The following is a 20751-nucleotide window of genomic DNA, read 5'->3' as shown; positions in this document are numbered from 1 at the left end:
CGGACCACCGTTCCGTGCCACGATGCGCGTCATGTCCCAGCAGATCTTCGACCTGGTCGTCCGGCGGACCTGGCGAGTTCCTCTCACGGCGGTCTCCTCCGGCGACGCCGCCTCGGTCGCCCGGCGGTTCGACGGCGTCCTCCTCACGTTCGGCTACAAGGCGTCGGGCCGCCTGCTGAGCTATCTGGGCACCCTGGCGCCGCAGGACGCGCGCCTGGTGTCGGTGCAGGTCCTGGCCGTGGTGCAGGAGGCGGTCGGCGCCCACACGCAGCACAACCCCTACTTCCGGGACTTCCCGCGCAACGTGCCCGACACGCTCGACTTCTGGGTGTCCTGCCTCGAGGACGCCCTGCGGGACGCGCCCGGAGCCCCGGACGTCGGGGCGATCTTCGCGCGCCGCGGGTTCGACCTGCTCGCCCTGCCGCGTTACGGCAGGTACCAGCACACGTACGAGGAGATGGTGGCGGCGCACGACGCGTTCCTGCCCGCGCTCGGTGACCGCCGCACGGTGCTCGACGTGGGCGGCACGCTCGACGAGGAGGCGCACGGCCTCTACCGCCACCTCGCGGGGAGCACCACACCGCTGTCCGACGCCGACCTCGCGGCGCTCGCGCTGCTGGCCCAGTACTGCGCCGGCATGGAGCAGCCCGCGACGGTCCCGCTGCGATCGGCGCGCGCGATCGTCAACGCGACGCACGTCCTGTACGGCAGGGAGCCCGAGATCGATACCGTCACCGACGTGCTGCGGCTGGCCTGTGCGCTCTCGGGCGGCGACGTGACCCTGGAGACCTCGACCCGGTTCCGCTCGCTGCCGCGTCCGGTCCGGCGCACGCTGCTCGCCGCTCTCGACGCGGTCGTCGGCGCGGCGCCCGCCAAGGTCGGCGACGTCGGGACGCACCGCGAGGCGTGGAAGCGACTGGGCGAGCGGCTGCATCCGCACGAGCACACGGGACCGGGCGCGCGGGTCTTCGCCGTCGCCCGCGGTGAGGACGACGTGCCCTCCCTGCCCGCGCGCGTGGAGCGGGCGTTCGCCTCGGGCTCGCGGGCCGAGGCGCTGCGGCTGCTCGCGGCGGCACCCGGCGCGCTCGTCCGGCGCGCCGACCACCTGCTGCGGTCCGCTGCCGACGACGCCGAGGCGACCGCCGTGGTCGACGCGCTCGAGCGGGCGCTGCCGGAGGTGTCCGGCCGGGTCGTGCTCGGCCTCCGAGAACACCTGGAGAACCGTCGCCCGCAGGCCGGGCCGAGCGGGAGCGGACGGCCGCGCGCGGGACACCCGAGCGCCGGCCGACGGGTCTTCGTCAACCGTCGCGGCGGCGCGTGGGCCTCGTCCGACGAGCGGTCGGACCTCCCCCAGGATGCGGTGACCGCGCTGGTCCGGGCCTGTGACGCCGAGGTGCTCCGCCGGGTGCCGAGGCCGCAGGACCTGGTGGTCGACCCCGACCTCCTCGACGTGGCGCTCCCGCTGTCCGCACGGGCCCGGCCCGACGGCGCCGGGGTGCTCCCCCGCGGTTCGCGGACGCGCGTGACGGGCGAGCTGCTGCGGTTCTTCGTGCACTGGCGGGAGGCGAGCCGGACGACGGACCTCGACCTGTCGTGCCTGCTGCTGGACCGTGACTTCACCGACGCCGAGCACGTCTCGTGGACGCGGCTGCGTGGTGAGGGCTTCGTACACTCGGGCGATCTCACCGAGGCACCCGGCGGCGCCACCGAGTTCGTGGACGTGAGCACCCGCCGGATCAGGCGGCCCGTCGTCGTGCCAGAGGTGCACGTGTACTCGGGCGAGCGGTTCGACCAGCTGGCCGAGGGGTTCTTCGGGTTCATGTCACGGGACGCCGCGCAGGCCGGTCTGCCGTTCGAGCCGGCGACGGTGCGCCTGAAGTCCGACCTCACGGGCGAGGGGCGGGTCGTGATCCCGGCCGCCTTCCTGCGCGGCGAGGACGGCTGGGAGGCGCTCTGGCTGCACCTCAACCTGAACGGCTCACCCGGCTACAACACGGTCGAGGAGCACCGGGTCACCACGACGACGCTGGTCCGCGCCATCGCAGCACGCCGGTACCTCACCGTGCGCTACCTGGTGGAGCTGCTCCGGGCCGACGGCGTGAAGGTGCACCACGAGATGCCGCAGGGCACCGGACCGGTCACCTACCTCGGGTTCGGCGCCCCGGAGGAACTGCCGGCGGGCTCCCGCGTCGTGACACCACAGAGCCTGCTCGACCTGGTACCGGCCTGACGTCTAGGGTGTCCCCCGGACGAGGCCATGTGGCGGCTTCCTTCTCCCTCTCTGGAAAACCTAGTCGCCACGCTCTCCTCGTCCTCCATCTTCGGTTCAGCACAGCGCCTGCTGCCAGTCGAGTCGTGCTCCTGGCAGCAGGCGCTGTGCTGAACGGCGTCGATCGCGTCAGCCCTCGATCGCGTCAGCGGACGTCGACCCGGGTCAGCAGTGGAGGTTGCCGCCCGGGTCCACGCCCAGCGCGCTCGTGAAGCGCAGGTACGTGTCGACACGGCTCTGCACCTGGGCGGGGTTGCCGCCGTTGCACTCGATGCTGCCGTTGATGCTGCGGATGGTCTCGCCGAAGCCGCGGCTGTTCACGATCGCCGCGTGCGGCGTCATGGTGCCCGGGCCGTTCTGGGTGTTCCAGTACCAGAGGCCGGTCTTCCAGGCGATCGCCGAGTCGGTCTGCACCAGACGCGGGTTGTTCAGCAGGTCGATGCCGAGCGCGTCGCCCGCCGCCTTGTAGTTGAAGTTCCAGCTCAGCTGGATGGGGCCCTTGCCGTAGTACTGGTCGCGGCCGGCCGGGCAGCCGTAGGGCTGGGAGAGGTCGCAGTAGTGCGGGTAGTTCGCCGTGTTCTGCTCGACGATGTGCACCAGGCCACCGGTCTCGTGCGAGACGTTGGCGAGGAACGCGGCGGCCTCACGCTTCTGGATGGTCTCGCTGCCGCTGTTGGCGAAGCCCGGGTAGGCGCTGAGCGCGGCGACGAGCCCGGAGTACGTGTAGAACGAGTTCCGGTTCGGGAAGAACTGGTTGAACTGGGCCTGGCTGACCGGGAAGCCCTCGGCGCCGGGCGGGTCGACGGGCGGCTCACCGCCGCCGCAGGTGCCGGTTCGCTCCCACACTCCCCATTCGCCGGTGGTGCCGGGCGTCTCGCCCTGCGTCCACCACTTGGCTCGCCAGGCGGCGCCGGCGTGCGTGACCTGGTTGCCGCCGACGTAGACGGCGCTGCTGCTCCAGGCAGCAGCGCTGCAGCTGGCCACAGCGGCCTGGGCTGCCGGTGCGGGGGCCGCGGCTGCTGCTCCTGGGGCCAGGAGCGCAGCGACGAGAGCTGCGATCAGTAGCGGTGCGCGACGAGATCTCACGGGGAACCACCTCGCTTCCGGTTCTGGGTCATCGGGCTTCGACGACCGATTTGTTCAGGAACCTAGCAAGGTCGTGGACGCGTGAGAGTGAGGGATTTCCACACGAACGACTCGTACGTGGTGGACGGCGGGACAGCGCGTGCCGCTCAGGCCGAGTCGCGGACCACCAGGACCGGCTCGAAGATCGCCGAACGCACCATCGGCTCGTCGGCATCGATCTGCTCCAGCAGCATGCGCGCCATCTCCTCCGCCATCTTCTCCACCGGCTGACGCACGGTCGTGAGCCGGGGCCGGGTCTGCACCGCCACGGGGCTGTCGTCGAACCCGACGATCGCCACGTCCTCGGGGACCCGCCGGCCGTGGGTCTGCAGCACGTGGATGGCGCCCTGTGCCATGAGGTCGTTCGAGACGAAGACTCCATCGAGGTCCGGGGCGGTCGCCAGCAGCGCCGCCATCGCGACCTCACCGCTCTCGAACGTGAAGGATCCCTCGACGCTCGGGACGAACGCATGCCCGCGCCGGGCCGCTGCGTCACGGAAGCCGTCGAGCCGGTCCCGGGCGGACGGGACGTCGACCGGCCCCGAGATCACCCCGAGCCTGCGGCAGCCGCGGTCGAGCAGATGGTTCGCCGCGAGGCGGGCGCCGTCCGCGTTGGCCAGGTCGACGTAGCTCGCCGGGATCGCGTGGCCCGGCCTCGCGAAGAGCACTATCGGGCTCCCGGCACCCAGCAGATCCTCGGGCAGCGGGTCGTCGGCGTGCGTCGACACGAGCAGCGCCCCGTCGGCGTTGCCGAACCGCAGGTAGGAGACCACCTGGGCGCGCGTCTGGTCGTTGTCGGCGAACATCAGGACGGGGTGCACGTCGTGCGGCCGGAGCGTCCGGACGAGAGATCCGACCACCCGCCCGAAGAACGGGTCGGAGAAGACGCCCGACAGGTCCAGTTCGGTGTCCGGATCGGCGTCGGCACCCGAGATGACGACGGCGACAGTGCCCGTACGACGCGTGACCAGGGAACGCGCCGCGCGATTGGGCACATAACCGGTCTCGGCCACGGCCTCCAGGACCACCTCCTGCACGGCGGGCGCGACCTTGCGCTTGCCGTTGATCACGCGGGACACGGTCGCGCGGGAGACGCCGGCGACCTTCGCCACGTCCTCCAGAGTCGGCGCCGGACGCCGCAGATCCTTGCTCACAGGCTGACGGTAACAGAGTAAGAGCGCTCTCCCAGGGACCTCGGCCGGGTGACATGACGGTCGTCCGGATTGCGCCGACGCCGTCGCAAAGCCGCGGCAACCTGTTCCATCAGGTACCAAACGCCGCCAACGCCAGTTAGAAGTGTGGCGCCCCAACCCTTGACGTCCCGCCGAGATGAGGTCAAGGATTGGCGGCGTAAGAGCGCTCTCCCAACTCGCGGCGCACCGGAGCGACGCGAAGGCAGGCTCAACGACGACCCCGCCCCGGCCCGCACCTTGGCCGACGAGCGGACGGAGAGGAAGACCCCATGATCACCACCGGATCACCCGGCGCGCGGGCAGCCCTGCTCGGACGCGGCCTACGCGCCGGAGCCGCTGCCCTCGCGACCGGTCTGCTGGCGGCGACGGCGCTGATCGCGCCCGCGACGTCGGCCCATGCCGCACCGGTCCTGCTGTCGCAGGGCCGGCCCGCCACCGCGTCCTCCGTCGAGAACGCGGACTACACGCCCGCGAGCGCCGCCGTCGACGGCGACCTGGGCACCCGCTGGGCGAGCGAGTTCAGCGACCCGCAGTGGATCCGGGTCGACCTGGGGCGGTCGGCCGACCTCGACCGCGTGGAGCTGGTCTGGGAGTCGGCGTACTCGACGAGCTACCAGTTCCAGGTCTCGGCCGACGGAAGCTCCTGGTCCACCGTGTACTCGACCAGCTCGGGTGACGGCGGTACGGACGCGTTCGCCGTCGACGGGACCGCCCGCCACGTGCGGCTGCTGTCCACTGCCCGGTCGGGCGGCTACGGCAACTCGCTGTGGGAGCTGCGCGTGTTCGGCGAGGGCGGCGGGACGGACCCGGGCGATCCGGGCGACCCCGGCGACCCGAACTACGTGGACCCGGGCCACCCCAACGTGCCCGTGCGCGACTCCGGTCCGAGCAAGATCGAGGTGGTGGGCGGCAACGGCGCCTGGGACCTGCAGGTCGACGGCCGGCCCTACACCGTGCGCGGCTTCACGTGGGGCCCGTCGTTCAGCGCGGCCGACCACTACATGCCGCCGCTCGTCGCGATGGGCGCCAACACGATCCGCACCTGGGGCACCGGTGCGGACACCCGCCAGCTGCTCGACTCCGCCGCCGCGCACGATATCCGGGTGGTCATGGGGTTCTGGCTGCTGCCCGGCGGCGGCCCCGGGTCCGGCGGCTGCATCGACTACCGCAGCGACACCGCGTACAAGTCCGAGACCAAGGCCGACATCCTGCGCTGGGTCGAGACGTACAAGAACCACCCCGGCGTGCTCATGTGGAACATCGGCAACGAGGCGATCCTGGGCCTGCAGAACTGCTACTCCGGTACGGAGCTGGAACAGATCCGCAACGCCTACGCGGCCTTCGTCAACGAGGTGAGCGTGGCCGTGCACCAGGCCGACCCGAACCACCCGACCACGAACACCGACGCCTGGGCGGGTGCCTGGCCGTACATCGAGCGCAACGCCCCGGACCTCGACCTGCTGTCGATCAACGCCTACGGCGACGTGTGCAACATCCGCGAGGCGTGGGAGACGGGCGGCTACGACCGTCCCTACCTGCTGACCGAGGGCGGCGCGGCCGGCGAGTGGGAGGTGCCGGACGACGCCAACGGCGTCCCGGAGGAGCCGACCGACCTCGAGAAGGGCGCTGCGTACGTGGACTCGTGGCGGTGCCTGCGGGAGCACGAGGGCGTCTCGCTCGGCGCGACGTTCTTCCACTACGGCATCGAGGGCGACTTCGGCGGCGTGTGGTTCAACATCCTGCCGGGCGACAACAAGCGCCTCGGCTACTACTCGATCGCGCGGGCCTGGGGTGTCGACACCTCCGCGATGAACACGCCACCGCGCATCTCCGCCATGAGCGTCCCTGGCTCGACGGCGGTGGAGGCCGGTGAACAGTTCACCGTCTCCGTGGACATGACCGACCCGGACGGCGACCCGATCACGCCCAACGTGATGCTGAACAGCAAGTACATCAACAACGCGGGCGGCATCGCGCAGGCGCAGTTCACGCAGACCGCTCCCGGCACGTTCCGGGTCACGGCGCCGGAGATGCTCGGCGTCTGGAAGGTCTACGTGTTCGCCGAGGACGGCGAGGGCAACGTGGGCGTGGAGACCAGGTCGTTCCGTGTCGTCGCGCCTCAGGTCGACGGCACGAACATCGCCCGGGGCAAGACGGCCACGGCGTCGAGCTTCGACCCGTGGAACGGCGACTGGACGCCCGGCCGCGCCGTCGACGGGGACCCGGCGACGCGCTGGGCCAGCGAGTGGGGGCCGTCCGCCTGGTACCGGGTGGACCTGGGGTCGGTGCAGTCGTTCGACCACCTGCAGCTCGTCTGGGAGACGGCCTACGGCAAGTCCTACGAGATCCAGACCTCGAACGACGGCAGCACCTGGAACACCATCCGGACCGTCACGGGCGGCAACGGTGGCGTCGACAGCATCGACGTCTCCGGGTCCGGCCGGTACGTGCGCCTCAACCTCACCGAGCGCGGCACCGAATGGGGCTACTCCCTGTACGAGGTCGGCATCTACCAGCGGTGACACGGCAGTGACGTCAGCAGCCAGAACCAGAAGTGAAGGAGGAACCATGCGCACAGCACTCCGCACACCCCGCGTCCTCGCGGGCGCACTCGCCACGGCACTGCTCGCCTCGACCCTGAGCGCGGCCGCGACCCTTGGTGCCACCACCGCCGTCGCCGAGCCGAACACGCTCCTCTCGCAGGGCGCGCTCACGGCGGCCTCGAGCTCGGAGTCCGGGGGCCTCGGCCCGCGCTTCGCGGTCGACGGCGACCGCACGACCCGCTGGGCCAGCGCCCAGACGGACAACGAGTGGATCCGGATCGACCTCGGCCGCTCCTACGACCTCGACCACATCGCACTGGAGTGGGAGGCCGCGTACGGCGCGGCGTTCCGGCTCCAGGTCTCCGCCGACGGCAACGCGTGGAACACCGTCGTGACCGAGTCCGCCGGAACGGGCGGGACCGAGGTGTACGACGTCGCGGCCACGGGTCGCTACGTGCAGCTCGTCGGTACCGCCCGCGGCACCGGGTACGGCTACTCCCTGATCGAGTTCCAGGTGTTCGGGGACGGCGAGGCCGGCGGCCCCGAGGATCCGCCGCCCTTCCCCGGCGACGAGGTCACCCACCACGAGTTCCAGGCGAACTGCACGTTCTCGCACTTCCGGCCGGACGACTCGATCGTGTACCCCAACCAGCCCGGTCGGTCGCACCTGCACACGTTCATCGGCAACCGGTCGACGGACGCCTTCACCACGCCGGCCAGCCTGCTCGCGAACCCGGCGAGCACGTGCACGGTTCCGCAGGACAAGTCGGCCTACTGGTTCCCCGCCCTGACGAAGGGCGGCGTCCCGGTCGAGCCGAACATCCCCCTGACCGTCTACTACAAGTCGGGCATCGACGACTACACCGACGTCGTGCCGTTCCCGGCGGGGCTCCAGTTCGTGACGGGCGACATGATGGCCACCGTCGACCAGTTCCGGACCGCACCGGGCGCCGTCGAGGGCTGGGAGTGCGGCGACATCTCCAAGAGCTGGGAGATCCCGGCCTACTGCCCGCCGGGCACCCAGCTCAACATCAGGTACCAGGCCCCGAGCTGCTGGGACGGCATGCACCTGACCCCGGAGGAGTCCGCCCACATGGGCCACGGCACGCACATGGCCTACCCGGTCTCGGGCCAGTGCCCGCTGACCCATCCCGTGGCCGTGCCGATGCTCGAGTTCAAGATCGCCTGGCCGGTGAGCGGTGACATGTCCGACGTCGCGCTCGTGAGCGGGTCCGACCAGTCCTGGCACTACGACTTCGTCAACGCCTGGGACCCCGAGGTGCTCCGCCGCCTCGTGGAGCAGTGCATCAACGGCGGCCTCCAGTGCAACCCGCGTGGCTACGACCTGTACAAGCCGCACCGCGGCACCGTGCTCGACGAGAACTACCAGCTCGTGCCCGAGACCACGGCGGCACGTGCGGAGGTGGCTTCATGAGGGCGGGCCGGCACGGGCGGATCTGGCTGGCGGCCGTGGCGATCGCGGCCTGCGTGGGGGCACCGCTGACGGCGGCGGCCGCACCGGCGTCGCTGACGGCGGCGCGACCGGCGTCCGCCCCCGTGGCGGGACCGGACCGGGCCGCGGCGGCGGCCTGCGGCACCACGAACGCGGCGCTCGGGCGGACGGCCACTGCGTCGTCCACCGAAGGGCCGTTCGGCGCGGCCTCCGCCGTGGACGGCAACGTCGGCACCCGCTGGAGCAGCGCGGCCTCCGACCCGCAGTGGATCCGGGTCGACCTCGGCTCGGTCCAGGACCTCTGCCGTGTCGAGCTCTCCTGGGAGACCGCGTACGGCAGGGACTTCCGGATCGAGGCCTCCGACGACGGCACCACGTGGCGGACGCTCAAGACCGTCACGGACGGGACCGGCGGCAACCAGTCCCTCGACGTCGCCGGTTCGGGCCGGTACGTACGGCTCACCGGCACCGAGCGGGGCACGGGGTACGGCTACTCGCTCTGGGAGCTCAGGGTGTTCACGGGCGACGGTGGCAGCACGCCCGGCGACCCGATCCCCGGCGGCGGTGACCTCGGACCGAACGTGCACGTCTTCGGTCCGGACACGCCGGTGAGCCAGGTGCAGGCGGCGGTCGACGCGGTCTACGACCAGCAGGAGTCCGACCAGTTCGGCGACGGGCGGCACCAGTTCCTGTTCGAGCCCGGCACGTACCCGGTGCACGTCAACGCCGGCTTCCACACCTCGATCGCGGGGCTGGGCGCCCGCCCGGACGACGTGAACATCACCGGCGGCGTCTGGGCCGACGCCGAGTGGTTCGAGGGCAACGCCACGCAGAACTTCTGGCGTTCCGTCGAGAACCTCGCCGTCACGCCGTCCGGCGGCGACATGCGGTGGGCCGTGTCGCAGGCGGCGCCGATGCGCCGAGTGCACGTCAAGGGCAACCTGATGCTGCACTCGTCGCGGTACGGCTGGGCGTCGGGTGGCTACATCGCCGACTCCGTCGTCGACGGCCAGGTCCGCGCCTGGACCCAGCAGCAGTGGTACACCCGCGACTCGACGCTCACGGGCGGCTGGGCGGGCACGCTGTGGAACATGGTGTTCTCCGGCGTGGAGAACGCACCGCCGACGTCGTTCCCCGAACCCGCCGTGACCACCCTCGCCACCACCGGGATCATCCGGGAGAAGCCGTACCTGTACCTCGACGGCGACGACTACGAGGTGTTCGTGCCCTCCGCCCGGGAGGGCACCCGGGGCGCGACCTGGCGGTCCGGCTCGACGGTGGGCGCCTCGGTGCCGCTCGACGAGTTCTACGTGGCTCGCCCGGGCGACTCCGCCGCGCGGATCAACCAGGCGCTCGACCAGGGCCTGCACCTCCTGCTCACGCCCGGGATCTACGAGACCACCGGGACGATCGAGGTGGACCGCGCCGACACCGTGGTGCTCGGGCTCGGGTACGCCACGATCGTGCCCACGGCCGGGCAGACGGCGATGCGGGTGGCCGACGTGGACGGCGTCCGGATCGCGGGCGTCCTGTTCGACGCCGGCGCCACCGAGTCGCCGTCGATGCTCACGGTGGGCACCGACGGGTCCACCGCGGACCACGCGGACGACCCGATCTCGCTGCACGACGTGTTCGTCCGGGTGGGCGGGGCGCACGTCGGGCGGGTGGACCAGGCGATCGTCGTGAACGCCGACGACACGATCATCGACCACATCTGGTCCTGGCGGGGCGACCACGGCGAGGGCATCGGCTGGAACGTCAACACGGCCGACAACGGGCTGGTGGTCAACGGTGACGACGTGGACGGGTACGGGCTCTTCGTCGAGCACTACCAGGAGTACAACACCCTGTGGAACGGGGAACGCGGGCGCACGATCTTCTACCAGAACGAGCTGCCGTACGACCCACCGAACCAGGCGGCCTGGAACCACGACGGCATCAGGGGCTGGGCGGCGTACAAGGTCGCCGACCACGTGACGCAGCACGAGGCCTGGGGTCTTGGCTCGTACTGCGTGTTCACCTCGGACGCGTCCATCACCTCGGACAACGGCTTCGAGGTACCGCGGACGCCAGGGGTGCGGATGCACTCGCTGCTCACCGTGTCGCTCGGCGGGGTGGGTACGTACGAGCACGTCATCAACGGCGTCGGCCCGCGCGCCGCCGGGACGGAGACGGTCCCGGCCAAGGTGGTGAGCTACCCGTAGCCGGGCGACCGGACCGAGTGCCGTGATGACCATGCACCTGCTGCCAGGCGGAGCCCGATCCTGGCAGCAGGTGCATGGTCGTCTGCGGGCCGATCCGGCTCAGCGGAGGGTCTCGGCGCGGCGGTCCACCGCTTCCTTGGCCTCGAGCAGACCTCCATGACCAGGAGGGTAACCGTGTGCCCCCGGGGGCCGGCCACCACAGTCCGGCGAGGTCAGGCGCTCAGGTGACGGCGCCCATGTGCCACGGGATGAACTCCTCGGCGCCGATCCCGAGCTCCTCGCTGACGGTCTGCTCCCCCGACGCGACAGCCAGGATCCGGTCGAAGATCTGCCGGCCCACCTCCGCGACCGTGGCGGTGCCGTCCACGACGACGCCCGCGTTGATGTCCATGTCCTCGGACATCACCGAGTACATCGGGGTGTTGGTCGCCACCTTGATGGACGGCGTCGGGCGGCAGCCAAAGACCGAACCGCGGCCCGTGGTGAAGACGACGACGTTGGCGCCACCGGCGACCAGACCCGTGACCGACACGGGGTCATAGCCGGGTGTGTCCATGAACCCGAACCCGCGCTCGGTGATCGGCTCGGCGTACTCGTAGACGGCGCCCAGGTCGGCCTGGCCGCCCTTGGCGACCGCCCCGAGCGACTTCTCCAGGATGGTGGTGAGACCGCCGGCCTTGTTGCCCGGCGACGGGTTGTTGTCCAGCGTGCCACCGCCCGCCGCGACGTAGCCCCGCCACCAGTCGATGCGGTCCAGCAGGCGCTGCGCCACCTCGGGCTTCACCGCCCGGGCGGTCAGCAGGTGCTCGGCGCCGTACACCTCGGGGGTCTCCGCGAGGACCGACGTCGCTCCGTACGCGACCAGCCGGTCCGAGGCCCAGCCCAGCGCGGGGTTGGCCGTGATCCCGGAGTAGCCGTCGGACCCGCCGCAGTTGAGGGCAAGCACCAGCTCCGAGACGTCGCACTCGACGCGCTCGCGCGCGTTGACCAGCGGCAGCATCTCGCGGACAGCGGCGGCGCCCGCCCGCACGGAGGCCCGCACGCCGCCGGCCTCCTGGATGGTCAGCGAACGCACGACGGTGTCGTCCGGGATCGCCGCGAGGAGCCCCTGCTTCGCGTCGTCGGGCGGACCGACGGTGGGCATCCCCAGGTCGGCGACCTGGCCCGACCGGGCCGACAGCGCGGCGCCCGGCACCATCTCGCAGCCCAGGCCGAGCACCAGCAGGCCGGCGACGTTCGGGTGGGCGGCGTACCCGCGCAGCGTGCGCAGCAGGATCTGCCCGCCCTCGGAGTCCGGCACCAGGCCGCAGCCCGAGGTGTGGGTCAGCGCTATGACGCCGTCGACGTTCTCGAACTCGTCGAGCGCCGCGCCGCTGAACTGGTCGGCGATCATCTTCGCGGTCGAGGCGGAGCAGTTCACGCTGGTCAGGATCGCCACGAAGTTACGGGTGCCGACCCGCCCGTTCGCGCGCCGGAAACCGCGAAAGGTGGGGCGGGCGCCGTCGGGCACCGGGAGGTCCGTGTGGGTGCCGCCCAGGGGTGCCTCGCGCGTGCCCTCCTCGAAACCGAGGTTGTGCGAGTGCACGTGGTCGCCCGGGGCGATGTCGGCGGTCGCGACCCCGATGACCTGCCCGTACTTGTGCACCGCGGCGCCGGCGGGCACCGGACGGAGCGCGATCTTGTGGCCCCGCGGCACCGGCTGCCCGACGGCGACCGGGCCCGTCCCCGGAGCCGAAGCCTCGGCGCCCGGGCTCAGGTCACGGGTCGCGACGGCGACGTCGTCCCCCTCGCGCAGGACGAGCAGATCAACTGGGGACACTTCGGCACTCCTTCGTGTGAACCGTTTCATCGTAGCCGGACCGGCCCGGGCGCTCCCGCGAGGTAGACCGTGCGTCCGGACACACGCTCTACCTCGCCGACCAGCGATCCGCGAGGTAGAGCGTGTGTCGGGGACACACGCTCGACTTCGCGGGACGGCCGGGGGTCGTCAGTCGGCTATGGCCGCGTTGACCTCTTCGATGAGCTGCGTGGCCGCCTCGTCCGGGGTGATGCGCTCGAAGAGCACCTCGGTGTTGACGCGCTCCATGATGTCCGCGAGGTCCGCGGAACCGTGCGGCGGCACCGGCGGGGTGTCGACGATCTCGTCCTCGATGTCCGCCATGAAGTCGGCGACCTTCTGGTCGGTCGGCGACAGGTCACCGAGGATCGACTCGCGCACCTCGGTGTTCGCCGGCAGGCCACGGTCGGTCAGCATGATCTTCGCGGCCTCCTCGGAGTTCAGGAGGAAGTCGACGAACTTCGCCGAGGACTCCGGGTACTCGGTGTCGGCGGAGATCGAGTAGAACATCGCCGGCTTGTAGTACATGCCGGTGCGCTCGCCCTCGGACTCGCCCGGCAGGCGCAGCAGCTCGAGCTCGTGACCGGACGAGTCGGACAGCGCGCCCAGCTGGTTGGTCCACCAGACACCCATGGCGCCCTGGTTGGTACCGAGCAGACCGCCCTCGGGGCCGGCCGCCTGGTACTCGACGGTGCGGGCGGCGTCGGGCTGACCGCCACCCTTCATCAGGTCGAGCGAGACCTGGAAGAAGTCCGCGATGGTCTCCTCGGAGACGCCGAGCTCACCCTCAGGGGTGAACAGCGACTCACCGCGCTGACGCGCCATCACGTTGAGGCCGGCCTCGTTGAAGCCGTAGTCCTGCGTGCCCCACACGCCGTCGCCCGCACCCTTGGAGATCGCGTTCGCCGTGGTGACGTAGTCCTCCCAGGTCCACGTGGTGTCGTCAGGCAGCTCCACGCCGGCGTCGGCGAAGATCTCCGGGTCGGCGACGAGCGCATAGGCGTTGATGCCGGTCGGGATGCCGTACTGCGCACCCTCGATCTGACCGCCGGCCAGGACGCCCTCGTCCACCTTCGACGTGTCGATGTCCAGCGCGCTCAGGTCGGCGAGCACGTTCTTCGTCGAGTAGTCGGAGATGTAGCGCTCCTCCTGCGTGATGACGTCCGGGGTGTCGCCGGCGGCCACCGAGGTGGCGAGCTTGTCCCAGTAGCCGTCCCAGTCGGTGAAGTCGGGGACCACCGTGATGTCGGGGTTCTCCGCCTCGAACGCGTCGATGATCTGCTGCGTGGACTCGTGGCGGGTGTCGGAACCCCACCAGGAGAACCGGATCTCGCAGGGGCACTCCTCGGCGGCGGCCGGCGGGTCGTCGTTGCCTCCCCCGCCGATACCCGAGTCGCCGCCCCCGCACGCCGCGAGGGTCAGCGCCACGGCCGCGATGCCCGCGGCCGAGCCTGCGAGACGCTTGCCGCGCCTCGTTCGTAGTCCGTTGCCGGTGGTGCTCATGAAATTTCTCCTTCGGTGACGTTGACGTCGTTGTCGGATCGAGGGCAGAACTATTTGATTCCGGTGGTCGCTATGCCCTTGACCAGGTATTTCTGTCCGAAAAGGAAGGCGATGAAGACGGGTATGAGCGACACGATCGACATCGCGAAGAGCGATCCCCACGAGCTGTTGCCGGTGGAGTCGACGAACGTGCGCAGGGCGATCGGCACCGTGTACATCTCGGGCCGGGTCAGGAAGATCAGTTGGCTGAAGAAGTCGTTCCAGGTCCAGATGAACGTGAAGATGGCGGTGGTGGCGAGGGCCGGCATCGACAGCGGCAGCATGAGCTGCAGGTAGATGCGCAGGTGGTTGGCGCCGTCGAGCGTCGCCGCCTCGTCCAGCTCACGCGGGATGCCGCGGAAGAACTGGACCATCAGGAAGATGAAGAACGCGTCGGTGGCCAGCAGCTTCGGCACGATCAGCGGCAGGAACGTGTTGATCCATTCCAGCTGGGAGAACAGCACGTACTGCGGGACGATCACCACGTGGATCGGCAGCATGATCGACATGAGCATGACCGCGAACCACAGGCGCTTCCCCTTGAACTCCAGCCGCGCGAACGCGTAGGCCGCCAGGGAGCACGAGATCAGGTTGCCGAGCACCGACCCGAGCACCACGATCGCCGAGTTGATCAGGTAGTGGCTGAACGGGTGCAGGAGCGCGTTCCACCCGTCCGTGTAGTTGGACAGGTCGATGTCGGTGGGGATGAGTCCCGGCTCGCGGAAGATCAGCGCGTTCGGCTTGAACGAGCTGGCCACCATCCAGAGCAGCGGGTACAGCATCACGAAGCCGAAGGCGATCAGGCCCGCGTGCTTCAGCACGCTGCCCACCTTGGCTCGCACCTGCCTGCCGCGAGGGCGGACGGTCGGACGGCGGTCCTCGGTACGGGGAGGCACGTCGCTGTCGGACGGCGGCAGTGCGGCCGTCGGCACGGTCTTTGTGGACGTCGAGGCGTCAGTCATCGTAGAAGACCCAGTACTTGGAGGCGAGGAAGTTGACTACCGTCATGCCGCCGATGATCAGCAGCAGGAACCAGGCCATCGCCGACGCGTAGCCCATGTCGAGCGACCCGAACCCCTTGAGGTAGAGGTACAGCGTGTAGAGCAGCGTCGAGTCGGACGGGCCGCCGTTGCCGCCGCTCACCACGAACGCCCTGGTGAAGGACTGGAACGCCTCGATGAGCTGCAGCACGAGGTTGAAGAAGATGATCGGCGTCAGCAGCGGGAGCGTGACCGACCGGAACTGCCTCCACTTCGAGGCGCCGTCGATCGAGGCGGCCTCGTAGTACATCTGCGGGATCTGCCGCAGGCCGGCCAGGAAGATCACCATGGGAGCGCCGAACGTCCAGACATTGAGCGCCATGAGGGTGCCGAGCGCGTAGTCCGGGTGCGAGACCCAGCCCTGGCCCTCGACGCCGAACAGCGCCAGCACCTGGTTGACCAGGCCGTCCGCACCGAAGATCTGCCGCCAGAGGATGGCGATGGCCACCGACCCGCCGAGCAGGGAGGGCAGGTAGTAGACGGAGCGGTAGATGGCGAGCCCGCGCATGCCCTTGTCGAGCAGCAGCGCCAGACCCAGGGCCGCGGCGAGCTGCAGCGGCACCGAGACGAACACGTAGGTGAACGTGACGCCGAGGGAGTTGACGAAGCGCGGGTCCTCGAACATCCGGGTGTAGTTCTCGAAGCCCACCCACTCGGGTGCCGAGAGCAGGTCGTAGTCCGTGAAGGACAGGTACAGGGACGCGCCCATGGGTCCGGCCGTGATGAGCGCGAGCCCCACGAACCAGGGCGCGAGGAAGAACAGCGCCCAGCGGCCGTCGCCCTTCCTGCGCGGGCTCACGGCCTTCTTGCTCTGCGAGAGCTCCTGGATCACTGACACGTGCTCACCCCCGCGCAGCTGGACGGGGGCTCGGACCACCAGGGTCCGGGCTCGCGGTTCGGGTGATGCATCGGATTGTCCTCCCGGATCGTCGTCGATCCCCGGCCTCTTCGGTGAGAAACCGGTCTCTGGTGGAGGAACGTACCACACGAGGAACCGGTTTCCCATGGTGTACCGTCACATCGGGAAACCGGTAGCAGGGGTGCCGCGCCGAAGAAGGCGCAGGACGCCCCGCGCACCGGTCGGACAAGGGTGACGGACGGAGAGCAGATGGTCAGCGGCAGCGCACGGGGCGCCGGTCAGCGCACAGGTCAGCGCCGTGTCACGGCCACGATCGGGGATGTCGCGACGGCGGCCGGCGTGTCACGGGCAACCGTCTCGCGCGTGATGAACGGGCGGAGCACCGTCGACGCGACCATCGCGGAACGCGTGCGGGTGGCGGCGGCAGGACTGAGCTACCGGCCCAGCAATGCCGCGCGGAGCCTCGCGCTCGGCCGTACCCAGACCGTGGCCCTCGTGGTGCCCGACCTCGGCAACCCGGTGTTCCAGCAGATCCTGCGCGGCGTCATGGACGGGGCGGCCGAGGACGGCTACCGCGTGCTCGTCGCGGACACGGTCGAGGACGACCAGCAGGAAGGCGCCATCGCGCTGGAGGCCCGCATGCGCTGCGACGCCCTGGTGCTCGTGTCGCCGCGCATCGGGGACGCCGAGCTGGCTGCGCTCATCGCCGACGTCGAACCGGTTGTCCTGGTCAACCGGGAGACCGGTGGAGCGGCGCCCAGCCTGGTCGTGGACTACGAGGACGCCGCTCTCCAGGTGGTCGAGCACCTGGTGGCGCTCGGCCACCGCCGCATCGTCTACCTCGGCGGCCCGGTGCGCAGCGCCTCCGACGAGCTGCGCCGCGCAGGCCTCGCCCGCGCCCGGCAGCAGCACGCAGACCTCGAGATCCTCGACCTGCCCGCCGGACCGGACATCCAGGCAGGCCATGCCGCGGCTCCCGCCGTCCTCGCCACCCGAGCCACCGCAGCGGTGGCCTTCAACGACCTCGTCGCGTTCGGCCTGCTCGCAGGCCTGAACGAGGCAGGAGTGGCCGTGCCAGCCGACATCTCGGTGGCCGGCTTCGACGACATCGAACTGTCCCGCTACGCCACACCCGCGCTGACGACGGTCGCGGTGCCGCAGGCCGAGCTCGGCCGACACGCCTGGAGGGAGCTGCACGCCGTGATCGACGACGACGCCCACCCCGCAAGCTCTGCCCGATTCACGCCCAGCCTGGAGGTGCGCGGGAGCACCGGGCCCGTACGTCAGGGCCCGGAACGTGTGCACATCACGGACGACGACGTCGCCCGCGCACAGCGGGAGGAGATCCCCACCGTGCCACCCACTGCCGCCCCCACCTGGTCCGTACCCGCCGATCCCGACGCCGAGGCGGTCACGCTGACCTGCGGTGACGGGTTGGAGCTGGTCCGGCGCGACGCGGGCGACCGGATGCCGAAGGTGCACGCCCCGCGTCCCTACCTGCACCCGGTGCACACCCTGGCGGGCGTGCCGCTCACCGAGGTGAGCCCGGTCGACCACCGGCACCACTACGGCGTCGGTATCGCGGTGCCCGACGTGAACGGGACCAGCCACTGGGGCGGCCGCACCTTCATCGAGGACGTCGGCCCGACGCTGCTCAAGAACCACGGCCGCCAGACGTCGGAGGGCATCCGCGTCGAGGCCTCACCCACCGCCCGCCCGCCCGGTACGGGCGCCGAGGCCGGCGAGGTCCTGGTCGAGGACGTGCTGTGGTCCGACGAGCACGGCGAACCGCAGCTGCGCGAGGAGCGCCGCATCACCGCGCGCCTGCTCCCCCAGATCCCCGGGTCCCCCGCCGCACCCGGCTGGGTGCTGGACTGGCGCTCCACGCTGCACGCCGACCACGGCCCCCTGGAGATCCGTTCTCCCGCCACCAACGGCAGGCCGGGTGCGGGCTACGGCGGCCTGTTCTGGCGCCTGCCCATCGCCGAGAGCACGTCCGTCATGTCGGCGGGCGGCGCCGGTGAGAACCGTGCGCACGGCAGCTCGTCCCCGTGGGTGACGTTCGTGCAGCGGCACGGCGGCCGGTCCACGACGCTCCTGCTGGTGCAGCCGGGCCAGGTCCGGCCGTGGTTCCTGCGCAGTGCCGAGTACCCCGGCGCCTGCCCGGCGCTCGCCTGGGACTCGCCCCTGCTCGTCCCCGCGGGCGGCTCCCTGCAGCTCGACCTGGTCGCCGTCCTGCTCGACACGGAGCTCACGAGCTCGGCAGCCGCCGCGCTCGCGGCCCACCTGACCGACGGAGGCGAACGGTGAGCCTGCCGAAGATCGCGGTCGTCGGCATCCACGGTCACGGCAGCTCGCACCTCCGCAAGGTCGCGGACCTGGAGAACAGGGGGCTGGCGCGGCTGAGCGCCGTTGTCGACCCGCGGGAGCCCGACGACGCCCCGGCGTCGTGGTTCGCGAACCTGGGTGACCTGCTGTCGGCGGACGCCGACGCGCTGCCCGACGTGCTGATCCTCTCCACACCCATCCACACGCACCTGCCGCTCGCGCGGGCCGCGATGGAGGCGGGCATCGACGTGCTGCTCGAGAAGCCGACCACCGCCTCGCTCGCCGAGCACGCCGAGCTCGTGGCCGTCGCGGAGCGGACCGGACGGCTGTGCCAGGTCGGGTTCCAGACCTTCGGGTCGCACGCGCTGCCCGCCGTCGTCGACATGATCGCGCGCGGCGAGGTGGGGCAGGTGACCGGGATCGGCGCGATCGGGACCTGGGTCCGGACCGCCGCGTACTGGGCGCGCTCGCCCTGGGCGGGGCGGCGCCGCATGGGTGACCGCGCGGTGGTCGACGGCGTGGTGACGAATCCGCTCGCGCACGCCGTGGCGACCGCCCTGTGGGTCGGCGGCGCCCGGAACAGCACGGACATCGCCTACGTGAACACCGACCTCTGGCGGGCCAACCCGATCGAGGCGGACGACACCTCGTCGCTGCGGGCCGTCGGCACGGACGGGACGCGGTACGGGTTCGGGCTCACGCTCTGCGCGGCGGAGCGCACCCCGGCCCGCGTCCTGGTGCTGGGGACCGAGGGCGAGATCGAGCTCGAGTACGAGCACGACGTGGTGCGGCTGCGCACCGGACGCGTCGTCGCGGAGAAGCAGTACGGCCGGACGGACCTGCTGGAGAACCTCCTCCTGGCCCGCACCGGGGAACGGCTCCTGTGCGACGTGCGGGACACCGGCGCCTTCATGCAGGTGCTCGAGGCGGTGCGGACCGCCCCCGACCCCGCGCCCATCGGCGACGCGTACGTGGACTGGGCGGACGACGTCGCCGCGGCTCCCGGCACGCAGGGCAACCCGGAGGGCGACTCACGCCATCCGGTGGTGGGTGACGTCGCCGAGTGGTGCGAGCGGGCCGCACGCGAGCAGCGCACGTTCACGGAGCTCGGCGCCCCCTGGACAGTCGGGAGCTGATTCACCCGACCGTGGGAGGGTGCTCGCGTGTTGTCCGTCCTGACTGCCATCGTGTCCATGGGTTGCATCGTCGCGCTGGGCTGGGTGATCCAGCGGCGTGGCCTGCTCGCCGGCCACCGGATCTCCCGCGGCACCAGCCAGGACGCCCCGGTCGACGGGGCGGCAGACGGCGCAGGAGCACGCGCGATCCTGGCGACGCTGTCGTTCACCATCTGCGCCCCGGCGCTGATGTTCAGCACGCTCGCCGGCACCGACCTCGCGCACGTCCTCTCGCGCGGGGCCACCGTCACCTGGGCCACCACCGCGGCGCTCGCCCTGTTCACGGCCGCGGTGGCCCGGTGGGTGCTCCGGCTCCCCGCGGGCCCGGCCGCCGTGACGACGCTCGCCGCCGTCTACGTCAACGGTGGCAACATCGGCATCCCGCTCGCCGTCTACCTGTTCGACGACGCACTCGCCGTTGTGCCCACCCTGCTCTTCCAGCTGCTCGTGCTGGCGCCGCTCACGCTCGCGGTGCTCGACCGCTCGGGGGCCGCCTCCGGGGGCGAGCCCGGGAGCGCGGCAGCCGGTGCGCGCAGGACCGCCGCGCGGTCCGGCTGGACGTCGGTGGTCCGCGTGCTGCTCGCGGCCGTCCGGAACCCGATAACGGTGGGCACGCTCGCCGGGCTGCTGGTCGCGGTGGTGAGCGAGCTGACCGGGGCCCGGCTGCCCGAGGTCGCCCTGATCCCCTTCGACCTGATCGGCGCGGCGGCCCCGCCCCTCGGCCTGCTGACGTTCGGCATGACGCTCGCAGTGCCGATGCCGGCGCTCACTCCGCCGGGGGCGGGCACCGGGTCGCAGCACGGCTCCGGCGGCGGGTCGGCGGCAGGCCCGGACGCAGGGCCGGCAGCTCCCGCGTCGACCCCTTGGTGGACCGGGCGCGACCGACTGCTGGTGCGGGCCGTGGTCTCCCTCGCCGTCCTGGTACGCAACGTCCTGCACCCGCTCGCGGCGTGGGCCGTCGGCACCGCCGTGGGGCTCGACCCGGCGGCCCTCGCCCTCGTCGTGACGATGGCCGCGCTGCCCACCGCGGTGAACGTCACGACGTACGCCACCCGGTACGGCGTGTTCGACGGCGTCGCGGCGCGCGCGACGGTCTGGACGACGGCGCTGTGCGTGCCCGTCCTGGTGGCCGTCGGCGCGTTCACCGGGTGACGGCGGCCGCCACGGGAGCCCTGCTCCCGGG

13 protein-coding genes are annotated in these 20751 nt (G+C 71.3%); 7 read left to right on the top strand and 6 right to left on the bottom strand.

The window, feature by feature from the left end:
* Window positions 1–31: 31 nt before the first annotated feature.
* Entirely contained in the window at window positions 32–2230 is a 2199-nt protein-coding gene (locus AB0I32_RS04845; RefSeq protein ID WP_357503429.1) for a hypothetical protein, read from the top strand.
* A 204-nt stretch (window positions 2231–2434) separates the two neighbouring features.
* Here AB0I32_RS04845 and AB0I32_RS04840 read toward each other — a convergent pair whose 3' ends face one another.
* On the bottom strand, window positions 2435–3355 hold the full coding sequence (locus AB0I32_RS04840) for a glycoside hydrolase family 19 protein (protein ID WP_357503427.1): 921 nt from the start codon (window positions 3353–3355) through the stop codon (window positions 2435–2437).
* 146 nt (window positions 3356–3501) lie between these two features.
* Window positions 3502–4548, bottom strand: coding sequence for a LacI family DNA-binding transcriptional regulator (locus AB0I32_RS04835; protein ID WP_357503425.1), 1047 nt, complete (start codon window positions 4546–4548; stop codon window positions 3502–3504).
* A 308-nt stretch (window positions 4549–4856) separates the two neighbouring features.
* On the opposite strand from AB0I32_RS04835, the gene AB0I32_RS04830 reads away from it, so the two are divergent.
* The 3 genes from AB0I32_RS04830 to AB0I32_RS04820 are packed head-to-tail and all read left to right on the top strand — an operon-like array spanning window position 4857 to window position 10787.
* Entirely contained in the window at window positions 4857–7109 is a 2253-nt protein-coding gene (locus AB0I32_RS04830) for a discoidin domain-containing protein (RefSeq protein ID WP_357503423.1), read from the top strand.
* Between the two features lie 46 nt (window positions 7110–7155).
* Complete coding sequence (locus AB0I32_RS04825) at window positions 7156–8565, top strand: DUF1996 domain-containing protein (protein WP_357503421.1); 1410 nt, start codon at window positions 7156–7158, stop codon at window positions 8563–8565.
* Window positions 8562–10787, top strand: a complete 2226-nt coding sequence (locus AB0I32_RS04820) for a discoidin domain-containing protein (RefSeq protein ID WP_357503419.1) — start codon at window positions 8562–8564, stop codon at window positions 10785–10787. The genes AB0I32_RS04825 and AB0I32_RS04820 overlap by 4 nt, the downstream gene beginning before the upstream one ends.
* A gap of 220 nt (window positions 10788–11007) precedes the next feature.
* Here AB0I32_RS04820 and AB0I32_RS04815 read toward each other — a convergent pair whose 3' ends face one another.
* From AB0I32_RS04815 to AB0I32_RS04800, 4 genes are all read right to left on the bottom strand, one after another.
* Window positions 11008–12606: an altronate dehydratase family protein gene (locus AB0I32_RS04815; protein ID WP_357503417.1), complete on the bottom strand. Its 1599-nt coding sequence runs from the start codon at window positions 12604–12606 to the stop codon at window positions 11008–11010.
* Window positions 12607–12774: 168 nt separating this feature from the next.
* A complete protein-coding gene (locus AB0I32_RS04810; RefSeq protein ID WP_357503416.1) occupies window positions 12775–14127 on the bottom strand; it encodes an extracellular solute-binding protein in 1353 nt (450 codons plus the stop codon).
* Between the two features lie 50 nt (window positions 14128–14177).
* Window positions 14178–15128, bottom strand: coding sequence for a carbohydrate ABC transporter permease (locus tag AB0I32_RS04805; RefSeq protein WP_357503414.1), 951 nt, complete (start codon window positions 15126–15128; stop codon window positions 14178–14180).
* A complete protein-coding gene (locus tag AB0I32_RS04800) occupies window positions 15121–16005 on the bottom strand; it encodes a sugar ABC transporter permease (protein ID WP_357503526.1) in 885 nt (294 codons plus the stop codon). The genes AB0I32_RS04805 and AB0I32_RS04800 overlap by 8 nt, the downstream gene beginning before the upstream one ends.
* A gap of 309 nt (window positions 16006–16314) precedes the next feature.
* Between AB0I32_RS04800 and AB0I32_RS04795 the strand changes: the two genes are divergently transcribed.
* The 3 genes from AB0I32_RS04795 to AB0I32_RS04785 are packed head-to-tail and all read left to right on the top strand — an operon-like array spanning window position 16315 to window position 20720.
* Window positions 16315–18375: a DUF6807 family protein gene (locus AB0I32_RS04795; protein ID WP_357503412.1), complete on the top strand. Its 2061-nt coding sequence runs from the start codon at window positions 16315–16317 to the stop codon at window positions 18373–18375.
* Window positions 18372–19529, top strand: coding sequence for a Gfo/Idh/MocA family oxidoreductase (locus tag AB0I32_RS04790; protein WP_357503410.1), 1158 nt, complete (start codon window positions 18372–18374; stop codon window positions 19527–19529). The genes AB0I32_RS04795 and AB0I32_RS04790 overlap by 4 nt, the downstream gene beginning before the upstream one ends.
* Before the next feature lie 27 nt (window positions 19530–19556).
* On the top strand, window positions 19557–20720 hold the full coding sequence (locus tag AB0I32_RS04785) for an AEC family transporter (protein ID WP_357503408.1): 1164 nt from the start codon (window positions 19557–19559) through the stop codon (window positions 20718–20720).
* Window positions 20721–20751 lie beyond the last annotated feature (31 nt).

Source organism: Promicromonospora sp. NPDC050249 (assembly GCF_040656015.1).
Lineage (GTDB): Bacteria > Actinomycetota > Actinomycetes > Actinomycetales > Cellulomonadaceae > Promicromonospora.
The sequence above is the reverse complement of the archived record's forward strand: the minus strand, read 5'-3'. Positions and strand labels throughout refer to the sequence as shown.

Coding starts and splice junctions, on each gene's coding strand:
- AB0I32_RS04845 (WP_357503429.1), top strand. CDS start 32: ATGTCCCAGCAGATCTTCGACCTGGTCGTCCGGCGGACCTGGCGAGTT.
- AB0I32_RS04830 (WP_357503423.1), top strand. CDS start 4,857: ATGATCACCACCGGATCACCCGGCGCGCGGGCAGCCCTGCTCGGACGC.
- AB0I32_RS04825 (WP_357503421.1), top strand. CDS start 7,156: ATGCGCACAGCACTCCGCACACCCCGCGTCCTCGCGGGCGCACTCGCC.
- AB0I32_RS04820 (WP_357503419.1), top strand. CDS start 8,562: ATGAGGGCGGGCCGGCACGGGCGGATCTGGCTGGCGGCCGTGGCGATC.
- AB0I32_RS04810 (WP_357503416.1), bottom strand. CDS start 14,127: ATGAGCACCACCGGCAACGGACTACGAACGAGGCGCGGCAAGCGTCTC.
- AB0I32_RS04805 (WP_357503414.1), bottom strand. CDS start 15,128: ATGACTGACGCCTCGACGTCCACAAAGACCGTGCCGACGGCCGCACTG.
- AB0I32_RS04795 (WP_357503412.1), top strand. CDS start 16,315: ATGGTCAGCGGCAGCGCACGGGGCGCCGGTCAGCGCACAGGTCAGCGC.